This is a genomic window from Acetobacter pasteurianus (assembly GCF_009914215.2).
Taxonomy (GTDB): Bacteria; Pseudomonadota; Alphaproteobacteria; order Acetobacterales; family Acetobacteraceae; genus Acetobacter; species Acetobacter pasteurianus.
Genome location: NZ_CP039846.2, coordinates 800,749 through 820,067, shown reverse-complemented (window position 1 = coordinate 820,067; position 19,319 = coordinate 800,749). Strand labels below are relative to the sequence as shown.

The window sequence follows — 19,319 nt, the reverse complement described above, 5'->3', positions numbered from 1 at the left end:
TTAGACAAAACCAGTCGTTCATGTCGTTCCTTTCCGCTCTGCCAGAAGGGGCGGGGCATCCGTGGGCGGCCTGCCCGGTTGCCACCGTATCCTGTAGATAGGGTTCTTATGCTGTTTTGTCGCCTTCTGCCTACGGTTTTCATGCTGCTTTCCGCCACTGTGCTGGCTTCTCCGCTGTATGCGGCCCAGCCCGATACATCTGGCGCCGCCCTTAAAGGGGCCGAACCCAAAGCAGATACCGCGGTTATGCATGCGTCTGTCGGGCATGTCGATTCGGGGGCGTTTCTAAGCGCCGTCATTGCTGTGCGCAGGGGGGATGACCTTCAGGCCGCGCGCTCTTTCCGCCAAGCTGCTGCCGCAGACCCAGAAAATATGGACCTGCTGAAGCAGGCCTTTGTGCGCAGCGTGATGGCGGGTGATGCCGATGCTGTGCCGCTGGCTCACAAGCTGGATAAGCTGCCCGGCGCGCAAAGCGTAATTTCCGCCCTTGTGCTGGGGAACGATGCCGCCGTGCGCGGTGAGTGGGGCGAGGCGCTGACCTATTACCATCAGGCCCGCACGGACCCGCTGACACATCTTATTATGCCGCTGCTTCTGGCATGGTGCGAGCAGGCACAGGGCCATGCCAATGAGGCCGTGGACAGCCTGACCCATATTCAGAAATCTGTGCTGGTGCCGTTTTACACGCTGCACGCGGCCCTGATTGCACAGGTGGCAGGCCAGACAGACCGCGCAGGCCAGCTTTTTGATGAAACGCGCAAGATCATGCCGGGGGGTGATCTGCTGCTCACCCGTTCCTACGCCGCATGGTTGTGGGAGCATGGGCAGAAGGAAAAAGCCCGCGCCGAGCTGCGCAAGCTGGAAGGGGATGATCCGGTTCTGCTGCTGGCTGGCCCGCAGCTTCAGGCCACAATTTCGCACTTCCCGGTTACATCGGCACGTGGCGGCATTGCGCGGGCTTATATTCTTACGGCGTTTTTGCTGCGCCAGCAGGGGCGGGAGCAAGCCCAGCAGGCCGCAGCCACCGGCGGCATGGTGGGGAATGATGCCAACCTCTACCAGTTTAACGAGGCCGCCCGCCTGATGCTGGGCTTTGCCTTGGCCATGGACCCCACATTGGCCGAAGCCCGGCTGATGCTGGCCGAAATCCAGATTGATGAAGACCACGGGGCCGCCGCGCGAGAAACATTGCTGCGCGTGCCGCAGTCTGACCCCATGTCCCCCGTGGCGCGGTTGCGGTTGGCTGTGCTGGATTCCACGCCCGATCAGGCCACCGAGGCTGTGAGCCTGTTGCGCCCGCTTGTGGCCCAGTTGCCAGATCAGATTCTGCTCCAGCGTGCCTTGGGTAATGCGCTGGTGCAGCAGAAAGACTGGAAGGGTGCGATAGCTGCCTATACCAAGGCCATAGACCTTGCCTCCGCCCAGAAGGATGTGGATTGGACGCTGCTTTTCCTGCGCGCCATGGTGTACCACGAAATGGGGGATTGGCCCCACGCGCGGGATGATGCCCGCGCCGCACTGGCCTATGCGCCAGACGAATCCATGCTGCTGAACTTTCTGGGCTACTCCATGGTGGAACGGCATGAAAACCTGCCCGAAGCCGAAAAGCTTTTGCGCAAGGCGCACCAGCTTTCCCCCGATGATGCCGCCATTACAGACAGCCTCGGCTGGGTGCGTGCAGAGCGTGGAGACCTGAACGAAGCGCTGGACCTTTTAGAAAAAGCCGCAGAAAAAACTCCCGAAGACCCGGAAGTGAATTATCATCTGGGCGAGGTTTACTGGCGGCAGGGCCGCAAGACCGAAGCCATAGATCAGTGGAACGTAGCTTTGGGGCTGCACCCCATTCCGTCGGATGAAGTATTGATACGTGCTGCGCTCAAGCGTGCAGGTGTGGAGCCGGATGTGAAAAAGGCAGATCAGGCCGCGCCCGCTAAAGTTGCGCCGCAGGATAAAGGAACACACACGCCATGACAGTTGATGTTCTGGATGTTGCAACCACAACCCTGACAGAAATCGCACCAGCAAAAATCAATCTGTATTTGCACGTTACTGGTCGCCGCCCAGATGGATACCACCTGCTTGATAGCCTTGTGGTGTTTGCCGGTGCAGGAGATGTGCTGCATTACGAACCGGGCACAGAACCGCTGCACCTTAAGCTGGAAGGCCGCTTTGGCCGCGCCCTTGGCGCAGATGCCGCAGGTGCCGATAATCTGGTAATGAAAGCCGCCGCCGTGCTGCGTGATCTGGCCGGGCCGCATGCCAATGTGCAGGGTGGTTGCCTTGTGCTTGAAAAAAACCTGCCAGTGGCTTCTGGCATTGGCGGAGGTTCGGCAGATGCGGCCGCGGCCCTACGCCTGCTAAACCGGGCATGGAACGCACAGGTGGATGAACCCACCTTGTTCCGCGTGGCGGAAACACTGGGGGCCGATGTGCCCGTGTGCCTGCTGAGCCAAACCGTGCGGATGGAAGGTATTGGGGAAACCCTTACCCCCGCACCGCGTTTGCCAGAATGTGGCCTTGTGCTGGTGAATTGCGGGCAGGCTGTTTCCACCCCGGATGTGTTCCGCAAAAGAACAGGCGATTTTGTGCCGCGGGCGGATTTACCGCAAAGCTGGCCCAATAGTGCCGCCATGGTGGCAACCCTTAAGGCGCAGGAAAACAGCCTGGAAACCCCGGCATGCAGCGTATGCCCGCCGGTTAAAAAGGTGTTGGCTGATATTGCGGCCCAGCCAGATTGTCAGTTGGCCCGTATGAGCGGCTCTGGTGCTACATGCTTTGGTGTGTTCCCCACTGTTGAAGCCGCGCGGGAGGCAGCAGACAGGTTGGCAGAGGCACACGCCGCATGGTGGGTGTGGGGCGGGGCTCTGGTTTAAAGGGGTTTGCCACCTTATATCAGCATCAGTTGTTTCAGCAGGCCGGAAGGTGCAAACCACTCCGGTCTGGCTGGGTGTAGGAGGTTTTATGTCTTCCAAGCTTGATCTGTCTCTTTCCGCAGACCACACAGAAGTCCATCTCAAGGTGCTGGAGCAGGAAGGCCAGCCTGCTGTAGATGTTGCGCTTTCGGTAGAAGACATCACACGGTTGATTCAGGTTTTGGGTCAGTGTCGGGAAACGATGCTGGAAGGCAAGGAGCTGCCGCCCATAGAAGGGGCCACCTTTACGCCCGTTACTCGCACCAAATGGGCGCTTCAGCCCGAAGCCAGCACGGATGGATCTGTTCTGGCTTTTCAGCACCCGGCCTTTGGGCCGGTAGGGCTTGTGCTGCCACCTGCTGATGCAGACCGCCTGATGCACGGCTTGCACATGCACCAGCAAATGCGCCAGCAGCCCGCCAAACCACGCGGGCGTTTGAACTAAGTTTTTATTAGGTGTAGCGCATCCGGGCACAGGCACGGATGCGTGGTGGCCTTGCCGCTCCATGCCATGTGCTTGGCACGTTCTGGCCGCATGCCGGGCGCAAAAACGCATGGCGTGAAGCAACACATGGCAAGGCAGAAAATGCCACCCCATTCAGCCGGAAAAATGTGCTGAACAGGATGGCACGTGTTTTCAGGATCTCCGGCAGTTGCGGATATGCGCCATCAGGGCGGTTAGCCCCATGGCTGTCAGCGCGCCAAAAATACCAGCCCGCAAGCTGCTGGAAACAAAGAAGGTAAGCGGGCTATCCAGCCTGCGGGAATGTTCATCAAACGGGCCTTGTGCCCCAAAGGAACCGGGCACGGATTTGTATAAATCATCCGGCTGTTCGCCTTCTGCCCAGTCATGCTCCATCTGGGCCTTGTAGCCTTTTTCCGCCATGCGGGCTTCACGGCAGCCGGGGGCAACCATGTGCCACAGGGCGGCAAAGCTGTTGGTGGCCCCAATGGAAATAGAGCGGCTGGTGCTAAAGGCGGCACGGCAAATGGCTTCTGCTGCCACTTCGGGTTCATACACCGGGCCAACGGGTTTGAGGCGCTTGCCTGTGAGGTTGCGTGTCCAGCCATAATGGGGGGTGTTGATGGCGGGCAGATCTACCATCACTACGCGGATATTATCGGCATCATGCAGCAGTTCTGGCCGCAGGCTTTCACAAAAGCCGCGCAGGGCAGAACGCGCCCCGTTTTCTGCCGCCTGCAGTGGCATACCGCGCAGGTTGGGGGCCAGATCCAGATTGATAATGGCCCCTTGCCCACGTCGGCGCATAACGCCCAGTGCGGCCAGCGTGCCGTTTACACTGCCCAGATAGGTTACTTCCGTAGCACGGCGGATATCATCGGCAGAAAGAGCAGCCACCTGCCCAACCACTGTGGCCCCGGCGCAGTTGGCCCACACCGAAATGGGGCCAAGTTCTGTTTCAATACGTTCCGCCGCATCCTGCACCGCTTTGGCATCTGAAACATCCAGCGGAATCACCAATGACCGCACAGAGTGCTTGGCCAGATTTTCTGCTGTTTCCTTCAACCGGTCTTCATTCCGGCCCAGCAGGGCAATATCAAACCCGGCGCGGCCCAGCGCACGTGCCGCCGCGCGGCCAATACCGGCGCCTGCGCCTGTAATCACAGCTATCTGGGTTGGCATCCGCGTTTTTTCTCCCGGTTATCAGTCAAGCAAGACGTTCAAAATCTGGCTGCCATTTTGCGCCGCAATCGGGCAGGGCACAAGCCACAGGGCAGAGGTTCTGCCCCGCGTGGGCCTGAATGCAGGTGCCAGATTTACAGATATTTCAGCGCAATAATGCCGCCTAAAAACACCACGGCAAAAGCCCCGGCCACCAGCGGCAGGCGTTTTTCCAGAAAATCCTGAATAGGGGCCCCAAAGCGCCACAAAAGCCCGGCCACCAGCATAAACCGCACGCCGCGCGTTACAAGGCTGGCCAGCATAAAGGGCAGAATGGCAAAATGCGCCATGCCGCTGGCAATGGTGACAAACTTGTAGGGAATGGGCGTAAGCCCCTTAAGCAGAATAATCCACACCCCCCATTGGCGGAATTTTTCCTGCAAGGTCAGCAGCGTGCCCTCGGCATGGTAAAAATGCACAATCGGGCGGGCCACCGTATCCAGCAATGCCGCGCCAATCAGCCAGCCCAGCAGGCCACCGGCCACGCTGGCAATGGTGCAGATGACGGCATAAACCCACGCCTTTTGCCTGTGTGCCAATACCATGGGCACCAGCAGCGTTTCTGGCGGGAGGGGGAAAAAGCTGGCTTCTGCAAAAGCCAGCGCCGCCAGCCATAAAGGTGCGTAGGGGCTGGCAGCGTGCCGCAAAACGCGGGCATAAAGGCGGTTTAGCATATGGGTTTAAAAACTACATCCGTTCACGGCGCAGAACATCCTCCGCCTTGGCGTGGATGGTATCATATTCTTCCTGCGTGAGGTTACCCCGGTGCAGCATTTCACTGGCACGGGCCAGCGCATCACGCGCGTGGGTGGCATCGGGTATGGGGTAACGGCGGCCGGGCAGGGCAAAGGCATCATCGGGCAGGGCGTTGCGTTCTTCAGTTGTCAGCTTAGACATGGTTGGTCTTCCTGTCTTCCTCACACAGTTCAGAGGCACTCTCCAGTTCGTCCAGTTCCGCCATGGCAGCTTCTGCGCTGGTGGTGGGAACGTCGGAAACCGGCGTGCTGCTCCGCACTCCCGCTGGCAGAGGATGCTGTGCGGGAGAGACTTCTAATGTTTGTGTCACACGGAACGCCGTCAAGACCGCGAAGGACCCAAACACCACTGCCCCCAGCGCTTGCCCGGCCTGCACGCCAAGCGGGCCAAAGCGTGCGCCCATCATCACAAACGGAATGGTGCCCAGTGTGGCCCGCCCCCAGTTAAAGGCGGTGGAATACAGCGGAAAACCAAGGTTATTGAAGGCAGCGTTGGCTACAAACAGCATTCCCACAAACAGGTAACTGCCAATTGTCCATGTGCAGAACAGGTGGATAAGGGCTGCGGCATCACCTTGCGCATTATACATGGCCACAACCCCGTTCTGCACACAGAACAGGAAAACCCATGTGGCCCCTACGCTCAGAATAACCAGTTTGAGGGCGGCGCGCAGTGTTTCACGCACACGGTCACACTGCCCGGCCCCGATGTTCTGCCCCATAATGGGGCCAACTGAGCCGGTAAGTGCAAAAACCAGCGCAAACAGCACGGGCACTGTGCGCTCGATAGAGGCTTGCCCCGCAACAGCCGCCAGCCCAAAGCGCGCCATGGCCTGCGTGACGTACACTCCCCCAACAGGTGTGGCCAGATTGGTGAGAATAGCCGGGAAAGCCACCGAGGCCACGCGCTTGGTGTCTGGCAGAATGCGGTGAAGCTGCGGCATGGCCAGCATATCGTGCCGCAATGCGCCGCGCAGGCCCACTGTAGCCACAACGGTGCGTGAAAGCACAGTGCTAATGGCCGCCCCGGTCAGCCCTTCATGCAGCCCGAAAATAAACAGCGGGTCCAGCACCGCAGCCACAACAGCACCCAGCAACGTAATGTGCATGGAGCCCTTGGCATCTCCCACCACACGCATGAGGGAGGAGGACCCCATGCCTGCGCAGATAAGCGGCAATGCAGGGCTGACCGTGCGCAGGAAGGTGGTGGCGTTGGCCAAGGCCTCACCCCGCGCGCCAAACAGCTCCAGAATGGGGTGAGCAAATATCATGGTGCCCACACCCAGTACCGTTGCCAGCCCGATCATGACGGTAAGGGCGGAGGAGGCAATGCCCCGCGCCTCATCCGCGCGGCCTGCGCCAATTTCACGCGCAGTGGCGGCACTTATGCCAATGGTCAACCCGATGGAAACGGCAATCTGCAAGCCAATAACGGCCCCGGCAAAGCCAATGGCCGCCGTAAGCGCGGTATTACCCAAGTGGCTGATATACACCATGTTGAGCATATCCACCGCAAACACCGCCATAAGGCCAATGGCCCCGGTGCCAGCCATAACCAGCACGTGGCGCATGATGCTGCCGGTGGTAAAGCAGGCCTTGTGACGTCCGCCAGGCGGGGAGGGCCGGTTCATTCATGCTCCGTGTGGGCTGTGCTGCGCGCGTGCCAATATGAATGTTAAGTATGTCATGACTTGTTCCCCCTGCGAACAGGGAGAACACGGAACATCTGCCCTGAAAGGCGTGCAAACCCGAATAATGTGCCCAAAGCGCCGGGTTTAGGGGGCTGGGGGTGCTTCTTCCGGCTTTTCTGCGTCTGCCTTGCGCTCCAGCGGGCGGCCTAAATATGCTTCCAGCACCTGCTCGGTCGGGCCATCCATCCGCACCTGCCCTTGGTCCAGCCAGATCAGGCGGTTGCACCAATCGGCCATCACATCCGCCATATGGCTGGAGAGCACCAGAATATCGGCGCGGGAGACAAGGTTTTCAAGCCGGGCGCGGGCACGGTTACGGAAGGAGGCATCTCCCGCCATAAACCATTCATCCATCAGCAACACATCGGGCATGATAGCCGTGGCCAACCCAAAGGAAAGGCGCACCATCATGCCCGAACTGTAGGTGTTTACCGGCAGGTCCATAAATGCACCAAGGCTGGCAAAACTTTCTACATCTTCTTCAATCTGCGCTGTCTGTTCCTTGTTCAGGCCAGAGAACATGCCGCGCAGGCGAATGTTTTCCCGCCCGGTCAGGTCCATGTTCATGCCCAGTTCGGGGTCCAGCAATGTGCCAATGCTGCCGCGCACCGTAACACTGCCGCCTACGGGTTCATAAATACCGGCCAATGCGCGCAACAGCGTGGTTTTGCCTGCACCGTTGCCACCTACAAGGCCCAGCCTGTCCCCCGGTTGCAGGGTAAAGCTGACACCCTTAAGCGCCTGCACCACCACGCGGTCCCGGTTATCGTGCATGAAGCGCGTGTTAAGCGTGCGCCCCAGCGTTTTACTGAGCGATTTGCGCAGGCTGCGGGCATTGCCATGATACAGCGGAAAGGTGATTTGCAGGTTTTCAACCGCAATATCCGTCATGCGCCTTACACCCAGTATGCCAGCCGTGTGCGCATACGGGCGAACAGGCAGAAGGTTGCAATTATCAGCACGGCAGACCACCCAAGAGCCGCAGGCCATACAGCAGTTTGCATCACGTCTCCGGTAAAGGGGGCGCGCAAAATTTCAATCAGCGGAAAGAAGGGGTCCAGCAGCAGCCAGGCCTGCCCGGTTGTCATCAACTGGGGAGACCACAGAATGGGTGTGACAAAGAACATCACCTGCGTCAGGCTGGCGATAATGGGGGGCACATCCCTAAAGCGCGCGCCCAGAATGCCCAGCAAAAGCACGGCAAAAAAGCAGTCTATCAGCCACAGGCCCGTGGCGGGCAGCAGAGTCCATGTCCATTTAGGCGCCACGTGAAACCACAAAAACACCCCAGCCACTACGGGCACGTTATGCGCAAACACTAAAATGTTGCGCACGGCCACGCGCAGCACGTGCAGGGAATACGGCATGCGGGCAGCATGAATAAGCCGCGCAGCCCCCGTAAAGGTGCCGCAGCCTTCCTGCATGGTGCCGCCTACAAAGCCCCATAACACTAGGGAAAGGGTAAGGAAGGGCAGATAGGTGTGCACATCCGTGTTGAGCAGATACGCATACAGCACGCCCATGGCCGCCACCATAATGGCCGTGGTGGCCGTAAGCCAGAACGGCCCCAGAATGGAGCCACGATACCGCAGCCGAATATCCAGCCAAGCTAGCGTAAGCCCCAGCCGCGCATGGCGGAAGCCGCGCGCAAAATCCTGGGCGGCATGCACAAAGTAGGAAAAACCACGTTCTGGCACCAAATGCAGCACAGGCTGCCCCTCTGGCTGCGGGGCGTGCTGCGGCGCAGCCGAAAGAGGGGGCTGTTTTTTTGCGGCGCGTTCTTCCTGCGTATCCGGCAAGGTGGGCGTGCTGTTCATGGTGTTTAACGCGATAGAGAACCCTGCCTGTTTGTGCAAGGTTGGCATGCTTTTTATGCTGCCATTATTACCTGCCGCATAGGCCTGTTCCGTCCCAAAGCAGCGCGCCATTTACGCAACGATTGGCAGGAAAACACTCCGCAGAGATGACAACAGGCCCCGTGGTTGCTACACCCGGCCCGCCGGAGAGCCCTTTTTTCGTTCCACACCTAAGGCCGGGAACCGTCCTTGTCATGAAAATCGTCGCCTGTAACAGCAACCTCCCACTTGCCGAAGCCGTTGCCGCGGAGCTGAACCTTCCCCTCTGCAACGCCACCGTGCGCCGCTTTGCGGACATGGAGGTGTTTGTAGAAATCCACGAAAATGTACGTGGTGAGGACGTGTTCGTTATCCAGAGCACCTGCACCCCCACCAATGATAACCTGATGGAGCTGCTGATCATGCTGGATGCGCTGCGCCGTGGTTCGGCCAAGCGTATTACCGCTGTCATGCCCTATTTTGGTTATGCCCGGCAGGATCGTAAATCTGGCCCGCGCACGCCTATCAGCGCCAAGCTGGTTGCGAATCTGCTGGTAGAAGCCGGTGCCAGCCGCGTGCTCACGCTGGATCTGCACGCCATGCAAATTCAGGGCTTCTTTGATATTCCGGTGGACAACCTTTACGCCGCACCACTGTTTGTGCGCGACATTCGCTCCCACTACGGGGACCGCGATCTGATGATCGTCTCCCCCGATGTGGGTGGTGTGGTGCGTGCCCGCCAGTTGGCCCAGCGCTTGAACACAGATCTGGCCATTATTGACAAGCGGCGTGAACGCGCAGGCGTTTCCGAAGTGATGAACGTGATTGGTGATGTGCGCGGCCGCCACTGCCTGCTGGTAGATGATATTGTGGATAGCGGTGGCTCACTGTGCAACGCAGCCCGCGCCATTGCCAACCAAGGTGCCGCATCTGTGGGCGCATACGTTACCCACGGTGTGCTGACAGGGCAGGCCGTGGAACGTGTTGCCGATTCGCCCATCGAAATGCTGACACTTACAGACAGTATTCGCGCTACGGAGCAGGTTATGGCTGCGCGCAATATCCGCCAGATTACCATTTCTGGTCTGTTGGCACGTGCCATTCATGCCGTGGCGGATGAAAGCTCCGTTTCCTCCCTGTTCGATTGATCCGAGGCCCTATGAGCACGCTTCTCCCCCGCCCATACTGGTATTTGCGCCACGGCCAGACAGACTGGAATCGGGCTGGTCTTTCTCAGGGACGCACGGATGTGCCCTTGAATGAAACCGGCATTGACCAAGCTGTGGCGGCGGGAAAGCTGCTTGAGGTTGCCCTGCGTGCAGCAGGGGAAAATGGGGTAACGCGCATTGTGTGCTCTCCGCTGGAGCGCGCTTTGCGCACGGCCACCATTGTGCGGGATGCACTTGTTACCCACGGTCTGCCAGCCTTGCCGCTGGATGTGGATACGGGGTTGGAGGAAGTCTGCTTTGGTGAGCAGGAAGGCCAGCCGATAGGGGATTGGTATAATAGCTGGATTGCCGGTGAGTATACGCCACCGGGGGCAGAAACATTTGCTGCCCTGCGCCAGCGCGCCACAGATGCCGTAAACCGTGCCACACAGGCCCCCGGTCGGCCCCTGATTGTGGCGCATGGGGCGCTGTTCCGTGCTTTGCGCGCCGCTATGGCTCTGCCCGCCAATGTGCGCCTGCCCAACGCCATTCCGCTAAGCTTGCAGCCAGAGGCAGGTAATCGTTGGGAGCTGCGGGAACTGATAGACGCGTAAGCGTCAGTTCTTGAGCTTGTAGAGTTCGAATGAAAAACGGTTTGGTTTTTTTTTGCCAGCCTTGCCTATAAGCACGCTATACGCTTGCTGATAATGTTGCTGAATATAAACGCATACAGGTTCTTCTACTTTGTCTGTTGAACACCCCTGATACGGTAACATGACAAAAGCCGGGTGCTGCGCCAAGTCTTGCAAATAGTGTTTGCCTGCGTTTTTCCCATAAACAATATCGATATGATCGCGGAAAAGGTAGCGATCAAAACTGTGTAAATGCGCCATGTAAAAATGGGTGTGCGGGGTGCGGATATTGAGAACTTTTTGTTGTTGCACCAGATCAGACAGGTGTGTGTAATCAATCTGTTTGAAGTTGATATAGTCTTTCAGATTTTTATGGATTTCATCTACGCAGCTCAACCCAACAACAGCGGCTAAAGGGACTACGGCCCAGCCTGGAAAAAGTAGTTTCTGTTGTGCCAATAACACCAGCATAATGCTAAGAGGCGCAAACCATAGCCCCGAATAATGGCTGAACGCGTGGCCTGAAAGCAAAGCCGCAGGCACCGAGGAGATAAACCACAGCGTAAGTAATGTGGTGTCCGGTGTTGGGGCTGTTTTAAGTATGGATTTCTGCCCGAACCATTTGATGAGAATGGGTGAAAAAACAGCCAGATAAGCAGCCAGCAACAGAACAGCCTTTATGCGTTTTGAAAGCTTGGCGCTGTAAGCATGTAAAAACTGATGCTGCTGCGTAAAGTAATCAGCCAGCGCATGATGCCCCTGTATAAAATATGGCGCAAACAAAGCAGCCAAACCGCCACAGGTGCCAATAGCAAACAAACTTATATTTAAAACTGGGCGTATATTTGCCAGTAATAAAAAACATACAGGCAGAAACAGACAGATACCTTCCAGATAATTAATGTTTACCGTAAGGCCAAACGTAACCCCGGCAGCCAGAAGCCATAGGATGCGGGTTGTCGGCTGAATGGTGGCAAGTGTGCCTTTGCGGGCCAGCCCGAGTACGGCCAGTTCTGTTGTGATCAGAAGTGTTTCCGTATTGCCGGCCAGCAGTTCAAACGGCGCGCCCAGCAGCACCAGTGCGGCAAAAACCCATAGCCAGCGTGTGCGCCAGATACTGCGTGCCATGGCCGCAAAGGCCGCAAGGGAGAGCAGGGCCAGAACCGTAAACTTGCCAACAGGTAACTGGGCCGTAAGTGCATCCCACACGCCATACAGCACATAAACACCAAAAGGTTTGTGATCGAACACATATTGGTACGGCAGCATATGGTCTTGCAGCAGCCCTTGGCCAATAAGTGCGTAAAATGTTGTATCAGCCGTGGAGAAAGGCAGGATCAGGTAAGAAAAAATATAAAAAATACTGCATAAACATATAATAAAAACGAATACCTTGTTTTTTAAAATCGTTTGTAAGTCAGACATTACCCTTCTCCTGCTTGAAGGTCTGGATATTCATGCAGGCAAAAGGAAGTAAAGGGAAAATAAGTTAAATAATTTTCTAAAAAGCATGGCAGAATAGCCACTTGGCAGCTTCTGCCATGCTTACCTTAACGGTGCTGAATACATCATACGGCGGGCGTATGTTCCTGTGGGGAAATGCGGTTTCTTTGCGGGAACAGGGCCGGATCATGCAGGGCACGCAGGCGCACGCACCGGGGCAGAAGCCTGCGGATAATGTGCATGGTGGCGGTATCGGAAAGCCCTGTCTGTTCAGAAAACCAGTCCAGCTCTTCCTGTAGGAAAAAGCCGCGCACTTCTGCTTCAGATGCCGGAGGGCTGTGGGGGGCGGTCTGCCACCGGCGGATGGTGGAAATCATACCCATGGCTTCTGCCCGCTGTTCCAGCTTACTGGGGTGATCCGGGGTGGGAACAGGGCCAAGAACCTCGTTGAGCGCGCTTAGCAGACCAGATTTGTTAAACCATGCGGCAGTTACAAAGTCTCCCACGCTGGAAATGGCGTTGGAGACAGAGTTCAGGAATGTCATGAAAACCTCCCGTCTTTATAAAAGGGGTGCATACTGCCAACGGCGCGTGGGCGCAGAGAGTTTCCATGTGCTCAAAAAATAAAAACCGCCCCCAAAACAAGGGCGGTTTTTACAAACAGAGCATTTGCCACAGCCAACAGCCTTAAACCGTATGGTGTGGCAATGTGGGGCGGGCGTAGCCGCCTTTTTCTGTATTAGTCCTGCAGCGGCAGCATAAAGGTGCCATCATCCAGCTGGATGCCACGCTGGGCAGCATGGGCGCAGGTTGCGGTGCGGATGTCTTTGTCATCCACCGTGTTCAGGTCAATCATCTGGCCGGGGCCAACCATCAGCTGGCCTGCACCACCGGCGGGGTATGCGGCATCACTTTTCACATCGCTGCGTTTTGCAAGGGAGCGACCGAGTGAGCGCACCGTTGTATCATCATCAATGTTGTGGGCGTAACAGTAGTACATCAGCCCGGCAATGTTGCCCACAGATGCGTTATCTACCGTGGGACCGGGGCCAACAGGTGCTTCTGGCACAGAAGCCACGCCAACATTGGCAGCATGGGCAGGTGCAACCCCGGCAGCCAAAGCCAGGCCACATACGGCAGCAAGGGCCGCTTTGCGCAGTGTGTTCATGGGTGAACCTCCTTTGTGAACAAGTTTGATGAGGCTCACTATCAAACCGGGCCGGATATGCGGCAAGGGCTTTGGTTGCCGGTCTGTTATGCAGAAAATATTGGTTTGTTATCAAAAATTCTGCATGATTTGTGAAGTTTCGTGATCTAATCGGACAATAATAGTCCGCATTATCACTCAGGTGTGAGCGTGCGGATGCTGTGCCTGTATTGGCAAGGTAGGGTGTGGTTATTCATCCGTCTTATACGAATACTCTATAATGGTGTTTCTGTATTTTTATGCTGCCTGCATAATCTGGCCCACTGGCATGTGTGGGGTGGGCTTCCCATATCCTTAACGGACTACATACAAATGTACATGCCGTTTGCCGCCCGTGGGCCAGATGGCATGAAAGATATAAAGCAGGGAGCCGATTTGAATGTCTGATCTGATTGTTCTGGGTTTTGACCACGTTGATGATGCCGCCAAGGTGCTGACAGAATGCCGCGCCTTGCAGAAGGAATACCTGCTGGATCTGGAAGATGCCGTGGTGGTGACGCGGGATGCACAGGGCAAGGTGCACCTGCACCAAAGCGTGAATCTTGAAAAAGCCGGGGCTTCCTGGGGCCTGCTTTCTGGTGGCTTCTGGGGCGCGTTGGTTGGTCTGCTGTGCCTGAACCCGCTGGCTGGCTTTTTGATCGGGAGCGCCGTAGGCGCCGGTGCTGGCGCGCTGTCTGGCAAGTTCTCTGATTACGGGATTGATGATGGCTTCATCAAACAGCTAAGCGACACCATCCCGCCCAACACTTCTGCGCTGTTCATTCTGGTGCGTAAGTCTCAGCCGGAAAAAGTGCTGGCCGATCTCAGCCAGTTCAAGGGCCATGCCCGCATCCTGCAAACCTCTCTTTCCCCAGAAGCAGAAGAAAAACTCAAGGCTGCCTTGGGTCAGGTTGCCGCGGCGCAAGCCAAGGCCTGAGTCACACTTTAGGCAACAGCCTGCATGTTGTGCATGAAGAACCCCCGGTGGCAGAAGCTCACCGGGGGTTTTTTAGTATCTTAACGCGCAGAATGAAAAAAGTTCACAGTCGTTTGCCCATTTCCTGCCGCAGGGTGTTGCAGCGCTGGGTGTATTTTGCGGCGCGTGTGGCGGTAATCCAGTTGATAATAAACGCCGCCGCCAATGAGAGGAACGAGGCCGCAGTAAGCAACTGGCCGGTCAGATGAATTTTCTCATCATAATGCAGGGCAGAATACCATAGCAACATCAGGCTCAGCACCGCGCCAATAAAGCCGGAAACACCTGTAAGCCGCATAAGGGAATCTTCCACCAGTTCAAAGGCGGCGGTTTCTCGCCACAGGTCAAACAGGCGGCGGTCAATATCCCCCACGTTTTCAGCGTGGTCTGCCTTTTCGGCTTCTGTGCGCTTGTGGGGGTTCTTGCGGTGGATTTCCAGCTCCTGCCGGGCCTTGGCAAAAACCTTCCGCCGTTCTTGAATGGCGGGCAGGCTGATATCCACAAAACTTAAAATGGCAACATTCAACCCGGCAGAAAGCTGAACAATGGCCTGAAAGTTGCCCCATGTCATATCCATTGGTCTGGCTCCTCCACGGGCTGGATATCCTCGTATTGGTGCCGTTTTCTGGGGCAAAATGCCGGTAAAATCAATCCATGCCCATGTGGGGGCTGTAGCGCGTGGGCAGCGCCACAGCCCATAACGTGCTTAGAAACCTTGGGAAATCCCACCCAGAATGGTGCGGCGCAGCCCGTATTGCGGGGCCCCCACGCCAATGCCAGAACCATCACGCAGCTTGTAGGTGTGATCCCCCAGATTGATCACATCTATGCGGAACTGCGTATCCCCCGGCCATGCACTGCCGAATGTGTTGTGGATGGTTTCCACGGCAGAGAAGTTGACGGTAGCGTAGGGCGTAAGCGCCACCCCGTTGGGCACAAGGCCATCGGCCCGCAGCCCGCTGCCATACACCATGGTGGCAGACAGCCGCAGCGGAAAGCGCGTTTTGTGGAAGAAGGAATACGCTGCCCCGGCAGACGCCGTCCAACGCTGATCATGATCCAGATGGATCCAGCGATGCTGGATGTAAGCCAGATCATCCGGGCTCATGTTAAACTGCGCGCTGGTGATATCCTTGCCAATGGCGCGAGACCACGCAAAGTTGCCATACAGGGAAAGCGGACCACGATCATAAGAGGTGCTGACCTCATACCCGTTCACCTGCCCACGGCGATAGTTAAAGCCGCTGAGGATGATGGGTGCACCAAACTGGCCTTCATCAATCAGGTTATGCGCCAGCTTGTAATAGGCATCGAACGAGACACGCCAGCCCGGCAGAATGGTTTGTTCAATACCGGCATCAAAGTAATGGTCGCGCTCGGCCCGCACCTTGTTGTTCTGGTAAACGGAGGGCGCGGCACTGGTGCCCGCAAATTTGTAAAGCGAGGAAGAACTGACAACCTCAAACGGCGGGGGCGTAAAGTAGCGTGAATATCCGGCGTGAATCACACCGCCTTTCCACGGCTTCCACACAATGTTCAGGCGTGGGCTCACCTGTTTTTCCGCTGTGTATTCGCTCACCCCATCAAAGCGCAGGCCGTAATTGATGGTCAGGTTGTTCAGTGGCCGCCATTCATCCTGCGCATACAGGCCGTACACCGTGCCGGTTTTGCCGCTGCCATCGTAAATGCTCAGGGGCGTGGTGCCAAAGGTGGCGTTGCCATCTGCATCCTCACCATCCTGCGCAAACACGCGAGAGAGGGATTTGGAGGTGTTGCGTTCTACAAAAAGCTGAAAACCAAAACGCACGGTGTGATCTTTTGCAGCACGCCATGTGACGTCATGCTGTGTGCCCATGGAAAAGACCGAGCGCGCGGCCTGCTGGGCAATACCGTTGTAAACCAGATCTCCCAGCCAGTCGGGGGAATAGCGCAGGCTGCTGTAGCGGGAGAACACGGAGCTTTGCAGGCTGAAGTCCCCCATCTCTTTCTGCAACGCCAGAATGGCAAAATCTGTAATCTGCTTCTGGTGTTCATCCAGATGCGCACTGTCCACGCTGCCATTCAACTGCTGTGCCAGATCGCTGCCAGAATAGGCGGGCATGGCAAACTGGGTTTGCTGGCCAGGGTTGTTGGGCAACTGGTATTCTGCGTTGGAAATACCGGCAATAAAGCTGATACGCGTATCTTCATCCGCCGTGTAACGCAGATGGCCCAGAAAGTGATACTGCTCGCTTAAATCATGGATGGCGTTGAAGGAGGATGTTGTATTTTCAATGCCCGTACGGTCATGCACATAATCCGCCGTGGCAAAGAAATCCCACTTCCCTTTATGAAAACCATATTGCAGGGAAGGGAAGAAGTAATCCCGCGCCCCACCGTAAAGCGAGAGATTGCCGCCCGAATTGGTGGTGCCGTTCTTGGTGTTGATATCCACCACAGCCGCCTGCAAAAACCCGAACTGGCTGGGCAACGCCCCTGTGGTGAGGGACATGTTATCTGCAAAGCGTGTCATCAACGCTTGCCCAAATACGCTCAACCCCTCCGGCAACTGCACGCCATCCAGCCGGAACTGCACCTCGTTATGGTCACCACGCACATGGATCTGCCCGTAGCTGTCCTGTGCTACGCCGGGCGCTTGCAGCAGAACCTGATTGAGCGGTGCGTTATCACCCCCCGGAATGGTTTCCAGCGCCTGCCGGCTGAACTTGTGCACCGTGGCCCCGGTAGAGGGCGAAAGTTCTGAACGCATGCGGTCCAGATGCGCGGTTACAATCACCTGCTCGGCATCGTTCTTGTCATGCGCAATAACTTTTACGGTTTGCGGCTTTGTTTCCGTGGGCTTCTGCTGCTGTTTCGTTTCCGTCGTGGTCGTGGTGGTTTCAGCCAGGGCCATGCTGCTGCCCAGAGCAGTAAAAACAGTAGAGCAGAGAAGAAGAGCGGCTGATCGAACCATCATGCTGTGCGCTGCCTTGGTTGAGTGTGGTGGAGGCGCAGCATGTATTATGTAACACTATAACATTACAACAGGAATGAACCCTGTTTGCTCAGCTTTCTGTGGGCTGTTGCACGCGCGCAACAGCTTTGCATTGAGGGCAGGGCACAAAAAAGGAGGCCACGCTTTGCACGTGGCCTCCCTGCACATGGCGTGTGCTGCAACGGGCACAAAGCCGGTTTTATTTTGTGGTGTACCCGCCGTTTACCAAAATGGTCTGGCCAGTCATCCACCAACCTTCAGAAACAATAAAGCGCACATAGGGTGCAATATCTTCAATGTCTGTCAGGCCTGTTTTGCTAAAGGGAGAAAGTGCCGCAGCGGTTTTGTGGTAAGCCACGGCATCTGCGCCTTCCTGCCCGTAAAAGAACGGCGTATCCATGGGGCCAGGGCCAATGGCGTTAACAGAAATGCCACGCGCGCCATATTCCTTGGAGGCTGCACGGGTGAAGTGTTCTACCGCAGCCTTGGAACCCGCATAGGTGGAATAGAACGGCGTGTAAGCCCCCAGCAAAGATGTGACCAATGTGAGCAGCTTGCCATTATCGGCCAGATGTTTTCCGGCTTCACGGATGAACTGATACGCCACCTTGGTGTTGATGGTGAACATGGCATCAAATTCTTCATCTGTGGTGTCTGCAATCGGCTTTTTCAGCACTTTGCCCACGGTGTTAATGGCAATGTCTGGCGCACCAAAAGCCGTTTTTGCATCTGCAAATAGTTTGGCTACTGCTCCGGGTTGTGTCAGATCAGCCTGAAAAGCCTCAGCCTGCGCGCCTGCCGCTTTTACAGCGGCCACTGTGGCATCGGCTTCTGGCTTGCTGGCCGCGCTATGGTAATGGATGGCAATGGCCTTGGCGCCATGTTCTGCCAGATCCCGCGCAATCAGCCCGCCCAGATTTTTGGCCCCACCGGCTATCAGAACGGTTTTGCCTTTAATGCTGTGGTCTACCATGTTGGGTGCTCCCTTGCATGTATCGGGGGCCGATGGATGTGGCTCCCGTTTTCTCTTGCTACCGTATCAGCTACAGTAGGCGGATAAAGCTGCCTGTTCTGACAACACTTGCCAGATTTCCCGAACAATCGGGTGGCAGCCCAAAAGGCTAACGCGCATGGATAGAATAGATCTTTTTCGCATTTTTGCCCGTGTGGTAGAGGCCGCCAGTTTTACCCACGCGGCAGAAACCTTGGGCATGCCGCGTTCCAGCGTATCCGCTGCCGTGCAGCAGCTAGAAAGCCGCGTGGGGGCACGTTTGCTTACGCGCACAACACGCACCGTTACCCCCACGCCAGATGGCGCCGCGTTTTACGAACACTGTCTGCGCCTTGTGGCGGATGTGGAGGAAGCGGAAAACCTGTTCCGCCAGAGTGAAAGCGCTGTGCAGGGTGTGCTGCGCGTCAATATGCCCGGCCGCATTGGGCGGCTGATTGTAGCCCCGGCCTTGCCCGATTTTTTGGCAACATATCCCGGTCTTTCGGTAGAGCTAGGGGTAACGGACAGGGCCGTGAACTTGGTGGAAGATGGGTTGGATTGCGTGCTGCGCGTTGGCCCCTTGCAGGATTCTGGCCTGATTGCCCGCCGCATGGGGGAGCTTGAACTCATAAACGTGGCCAGCCCCACATATCTTAAGCAGCATGGCACGCCCCAATGCCCGACAGATTTGCTGAAAGGGCACGAGGCCGTGCGTTATGCCTCCCCCCAGAATGGTCGGGTAGAACAGTGGGAGTGGGAGGAACACGGCCACACCCACATGCTGGATGTGCCGGGCCGCGTAACGGTTAACAGCGCAGAGGCCCTCATTGCCTGCACACTGGCCGGGCTGGGGGTTATTCAGATACCCGCTTACGATGTGCGCTCTTACCTGCACACAGGCCAGTTGGTGGAAATACTGCCCCAGTGGCGTGCGGCCCCATTGCCTATGGCGCTGCTTTACCCGCACAGGCGGCATCTTTCCATGCGGGTGCAGGTGTTTGCTACATGGTTGGAAGAGCTGGTGCGCCAGCAGGTTTTGCGCCCTGTTTCCGCTATTCCGTAAAGCGAGCGTGTATGTGCAGAATGTCCGTT

19 protein-coding genes are annotated in these 19,319 nt (G+C 56.8%); 7 read left to right on the top strand and 12 right to left on the bottom strand.

The genetic code is table 11. The features are described from left to right. The first annotated feature begins 108 nt into the window (after positions 1 to 108). Genes FCN51_RS17275 through FCN51_RS17265 form a run of 3 tightly spaced genes read left to right on the top strand, consistent with a single transcriptional unit; the run spans position 109 to position 3,357 of the window. Positions 109 to 1,971 carry a tetratricopeptide repeat protein gene (locus tag FCN51_RS17275; RefSeq protein WP_160256457.1) on the top strand — a complete coding sequence of 621 codons (1,863 nt, stop codon included), beginning with the start codon at positions 109 to 111 and terminating at the stop codon, positions 1,969 to 1,971. Then, on the top strand, positions 1,968 to 2,873 hold the full coding sequence (locus FCN51_RS17270; protein ID WP_160256456.1) for a 4-(cytidine 5'-diphospho)-2-C-methyl-D-erythritol kinase: 906 nt from the start codon (positions 1,968 to 1,970) through the stop codon (positions 2,871 to 2,873). Before FCN51_RS17275 ends, FCN51_RS17270 begins: the two co-directional genes overlap by 4 nt. Before the next feature lie 49 nt (positions 2,874 to 2,922). Then, positions 2,923 to 3,357 (top strand): hypothetical protein, encoded by a 435-nt coding sequence (locus FCN51_RS17265; RefSeq protein ID WP_160256455.1) that lies wholly within the window; start codon positions 2,923 to 2,925, stop codon positions 3,355 to 3,357. 192 nt (positions 3,358 to 3,549) lie between these two features. Here FCN51_RS17265 and FCN51_RS17260 read toward each other — a convergent pair whose 3' ends face one another. From FCN51_RS17260 to FCN51_RS17235, 6 genes are all read right to left on the bottom strand, one after another. Further along, positions 3,550 to 4,557 carry an SDR family oxidoreductase gene (locus tag FCN51_RS17260; protein WP_160256454.1) on the bottom strand — a complete coding sequence of 336 codons (1,008 nt, stop codon included), beginning with the start codon at positions 4,555 to 4,557 and terminating at the stop codon, positions 3,550 to 3,552. A 134-nt stretch (positions 4,558 to 4,691) separates the two neighbouring features. Then, complete coding sequence (locus FCN51_RS17255) at positions 4,692 to 5,270, bottom strand: YqaA family protein (protein ID WP_160256453.1); 579 nt, start codon at positions 5,268 to 5,270, stop codon at positions 4,692 to 4,694. 13 nt (positions 5,271 to 5,283) lie between these two features. After that, positions 5,284 to 5,493, bottom strand: coding sequence for a hypothetical protein (locus FCN51_RS17250; RefSeq protein ID WP_003625103.1), 210 nt, complete (start codon positions 5,491 to 5,493; stop codon positions 5,284 to 5,286). Then, a complete protein-coding gene (locus FCN51_RS17245) occupies positions 5,486 to 6,982 on the bottom strand; it encodes an MATE family efflux transporter (protein ID WP_012812453.1) in 1,497 nt (498 codons plus the stop codon). Before FCN51_RS17245 ends, FCN51_RS17250 begins: the two co-directional genes overlap by 8 nt. Positions 6,983 to 7,126: 144 nt before the next feature. Further along, positions 7,127 to 7,933, bottom strand: coding sequence for an ABC transporter ATP-binding protein (locus tag FCN51_RS17240; protein ID WP_003625101.1), 807 nt, complete (start codon positions 7,931 to 7,933; stop codon positions 7,127 to 7,129). 5 nt (positions 7,934 to 7,938) lie between these two features. Continuing rightward, a complete protein-coding gene (locus FCN51_RS17235) occupies positions 7,939 to 8,970 on the bottom strand; it encodes an ABC transporter permease (RefSeq protein ID WP_160256452.1) in 1,032 nt (343 codons plus the stop codon). A 122-nt stretch (positions 8,971 to 9,092) separates the two neighbouring features. Between FCN51_RS17235 and FCN51_RS17230 the strand changes: the two genes are divergently transcribed. Then, positions 9,093 to 10,025: a ribose-phosphate pyrophosphokinase gene (locus FCN51_RS17230; RefSeq protein ID WP_035362377.1), complete on the top strand. Its 933-nt coding sequence runs from the start codon at positions 9,093 to 9,095 to the stop codon at positions 10,023 to 10,025. A gap of 11 nt (positions 10,026 to 10,036) precedes the next feature. Continuing rightward, positions 10,037 to 10,639, top strand: coding sequence for a histidine phosphatase family protein (locus tag FCN51_RS17225; RefSeq protein ID WP_124305606.1), 603 nt, complete (start codon positions 10,037 to 10,039; stop codon positions 10,637 to 10,639). Between the two features lie 3 nt (positions 10,640 to 10,642). Here FCN51_RS17225 and FCN51_RS17220 read toward each other — a convergent pair whose 3' ends face one another. The 3 genes from FCN51_RS17220 to FCN51_RS17210 all read right to left on the bottom strand — a co-directional run bounded on the left by FCN51_RS17220 (position 10,643) and on the right by FCN51_RS17210 (position 13,307). Further along, positions 10,643 to 12,082 (bottom strand): hypothetical protein, encoded by a 1,440-nt coding sequence (locus FCN51_RS17220; protein WP_310257985.1) that lies wholly within the window; start codon positions 12,080 to 12,082, stop codon positions 10,643 to 10,645. 143 nt (positions 12,083 to 12,225) lie between these two features. Beyond that, positions 12,226 to 12,645 (bottom strand): hypothetical protein, encoded by a 420-nt coding sequence (locus tag FCN51_RS17215; protein ID WP_003625093.1) that lies wholly within the window; start codon positions 12,643 to 12,645, stop codon positions 12,226 to 12,228. Positions 12,646 to 12,839: 194 nt separating this feature from the next. Beyond that, entirely contained in the window at positions 12,840 to 13,307 is a 468-nt protein-coding gene (locus tag FCN51_RS17210; protein WP_012812457.1) for a hypothetical protein, read from the bottom strand. A 379-nt stretch (positions 13,308 to 13,686) separates the two neighbouring features. Between FCN51_RS17210 and FCN51_RS17205 the strand changes: the two genes are divergently transcribed. Next, positions 13,687 to 14,223, top strand: a complete 537-nt coding sequence (locus tag FCN51_RS17205; protein WP_003630102.1) for a DUF1269 domain-containing protein — start codon at positions 13,687 to 13,689, stop codon at positions 14,221 to 14,223. A gap of 103 nt (positions 14,224 to 14,326) precedes the next feature. On the opposite strand, the gene FCN51_RS17200 is transcribed toward FCN51_RS17205, so the two are convergent. The 3 genes from FCN51_RS17200 to FCN51_RS17190 form a co-directional block, all read right to left on the bottom strand. Further along, positions 14,327 to 14,839, bottom strand: coding sequence for a hypothetical protein (locus FCN51_RS17200; RefSeq protein WP_003625084.1), 513 nt, complete (start codon positions 14,837 to 14,839; stop codon positions 14,327 to 14,329). Positions 14,840 to 14,968: 129 nt separating this feature from the next. Beyond that, positions 14,969 to 17,218, bottom strand: a complete 2,250-nt coding sequence (locus FCN51_RS17195) for a TonB-dependent receptor (RefSeq protein ID WP_012812458.1) — start codon at positions 17,216 to 17,218, stop codon at positions 14,969 to 14,971. Between the two features lie 217 nt (positions 17,219 to 17,435). After that, a complete protein-coding gene (locus FCN51_RS17190) occupies positions 17,436 to 18,209 on the bottom strand; it encodes an SDR family oxidoreductase (protein ID WP_160256451.1) in 774 nt (257 codons plus the stop codon). A gap of 157 nt (positions 18,210 to 18,366) precedes the next feature. Here FCN51_RS17190 and FCN51_RS17185 point away from each other — a divergent pair, with 157 nt between their 5' ends. Beyond that, on the top strand, positions 18,367 to 19,290 hold the full coding sequence (locus FCN51_RS17185) for a LysR family transcriptional regulator (protein WP_160256450.1): 924 nt from the start codon (positions 18,367 to 18,369) through the stop codon (positions 19,288 to 19,290). Positions 19,291 to 19,319: the final 29 nt, after the last annotated feature.

What these genes read in the sequence shown, in the direction of transcription:
- FCN51_RS17250 (WP_003625103.1), bottom strand. Translation starts at nt 5,493, where the DNA reads ATGTCTAAGCTGACAACTGAAGAACGCAACGCCCTGCCCGATGATGCC.
- FCN51_RS17270 (WP_160256456.1), top strand. Translation starts at nt 1,968, where the DNA reads ATGACAGTTGATGTTCTGGATGTTGCAACCACAACCCTGACAGAAATC.
- FCN51_RS17230 (WP_035362377.1), top strand. Translation starts at nt 9,093, where the DNA reads ATGAAAATCGTCGCCTGTAACAGCAACCTCCCACTTGCCGAAGCCGTT.
- FCN51_RS17205 (WP_003630102.1), top strand. Translation starts at nt 13,687, where the DNA reads ATGTCTGATCTGATTGTTCTGGGTTTTGACCACGTTGATGATGCCGCC.
- FCN51_RS17255 (WP_160256453.1), bottom strand. Translation starts at nt 5,270, where the DNA reads ATGCTAAACCGCCTTTATGCCCGCGTTTTGCGGCACGCTGCCAGCCCC.
- FCN51_RS17240 (WP_003625101.1), bottom strand. Translation starts at nt 7,933, where the DNA reads ATGACGGATATTGCGGTTGAAAACCTGCAAATCACCTTTCCGCTGTAT.
- FCN51_RS17190 (WP_160256451.1), bottom strand. Translation starts at nt 18,209, where the DNA reads ATGGTAGACCACAGCATTAAAGGCAAAACCGTTCTGATAGCCGGTGGG.
- FCN51_RS17225 (WP_124305606.1), top strand. Translation starts at nt 10,037, where the DNA reads ATGAGCACGCTTCTCCCCCGCCCATACTGGTATTTGCGCCACGGCCAG.
- FCN51_RS17245 (WP_012812453.1), bottom strand. Translation starts at nt 6,982, where the DNA reads ATGAACCGGCCCTCCCCGCCTGGCGGACGTCACAAGGCCTGCTTTACC.
- FCN51_RS17185 (WP_160256450.1), top strand. Translation starts at nt 18,367, where the DNA reads ATGGATAGAATAGATCTTTTTCGCATTTTTGCCCGTGTGGTAGAGGCC.
- FCN51_RS17275 (WP_160256457.1), top strand. Translation starts at nt 109, where the DNA reads ATGCTGTTTTGTCGCCTTCTGCCTACGGTTTTCATGCTGCTTTCCGCC.
- FCN51_RS17200 (WP_003625084.1), bottom strand. Translation starts at nt 14,839, where the DNA reads ATGGATATGACATGGGGCAACTTTCAGGCCATTGTTCAGCTTTCTGCC.
- FCN51_RS17215 (WP_003625093.1), bottom strand. Translation starts at nt 12,645, where the DNA reads ATGACATTCCTGAACTCTGTCTCCAACGCCATTTCCAGCGTGGGAGAC.
- FCN51_RS17260 (WP_160256454.1), bottom strand. Translation starts at nt 4,557, where the DNA reads ATGCCAACCCAGATAGCTGTGATTACAGGCGCAGGCGCCGGTATTGGC.
- FCN51_RS17235 (WP_160256452.1), bottom strand. Translation starts at nt 8,970, where the DNA reads ATGGCGCGCTGCTTTGGGACGGAACAGGCCTATGCGGCAGGTAATAAT.
- FCN51_RS17195 (WP_012812458.1), bottom strand. Translation starts at nt 17,218, where the DNA reads ATGATGGTTCGATCAGCCGCTCTTCTTCTCTGCTCTACTGTTTTTACT.
- FCN51_RS17220 (WP_310257985.1), bottom strand. Translation starts at nt 12,082, where the DNA reads ATGTCTGACTTACAAACGATTTTAAAAAACAAGGTATTCGTTTTTATT.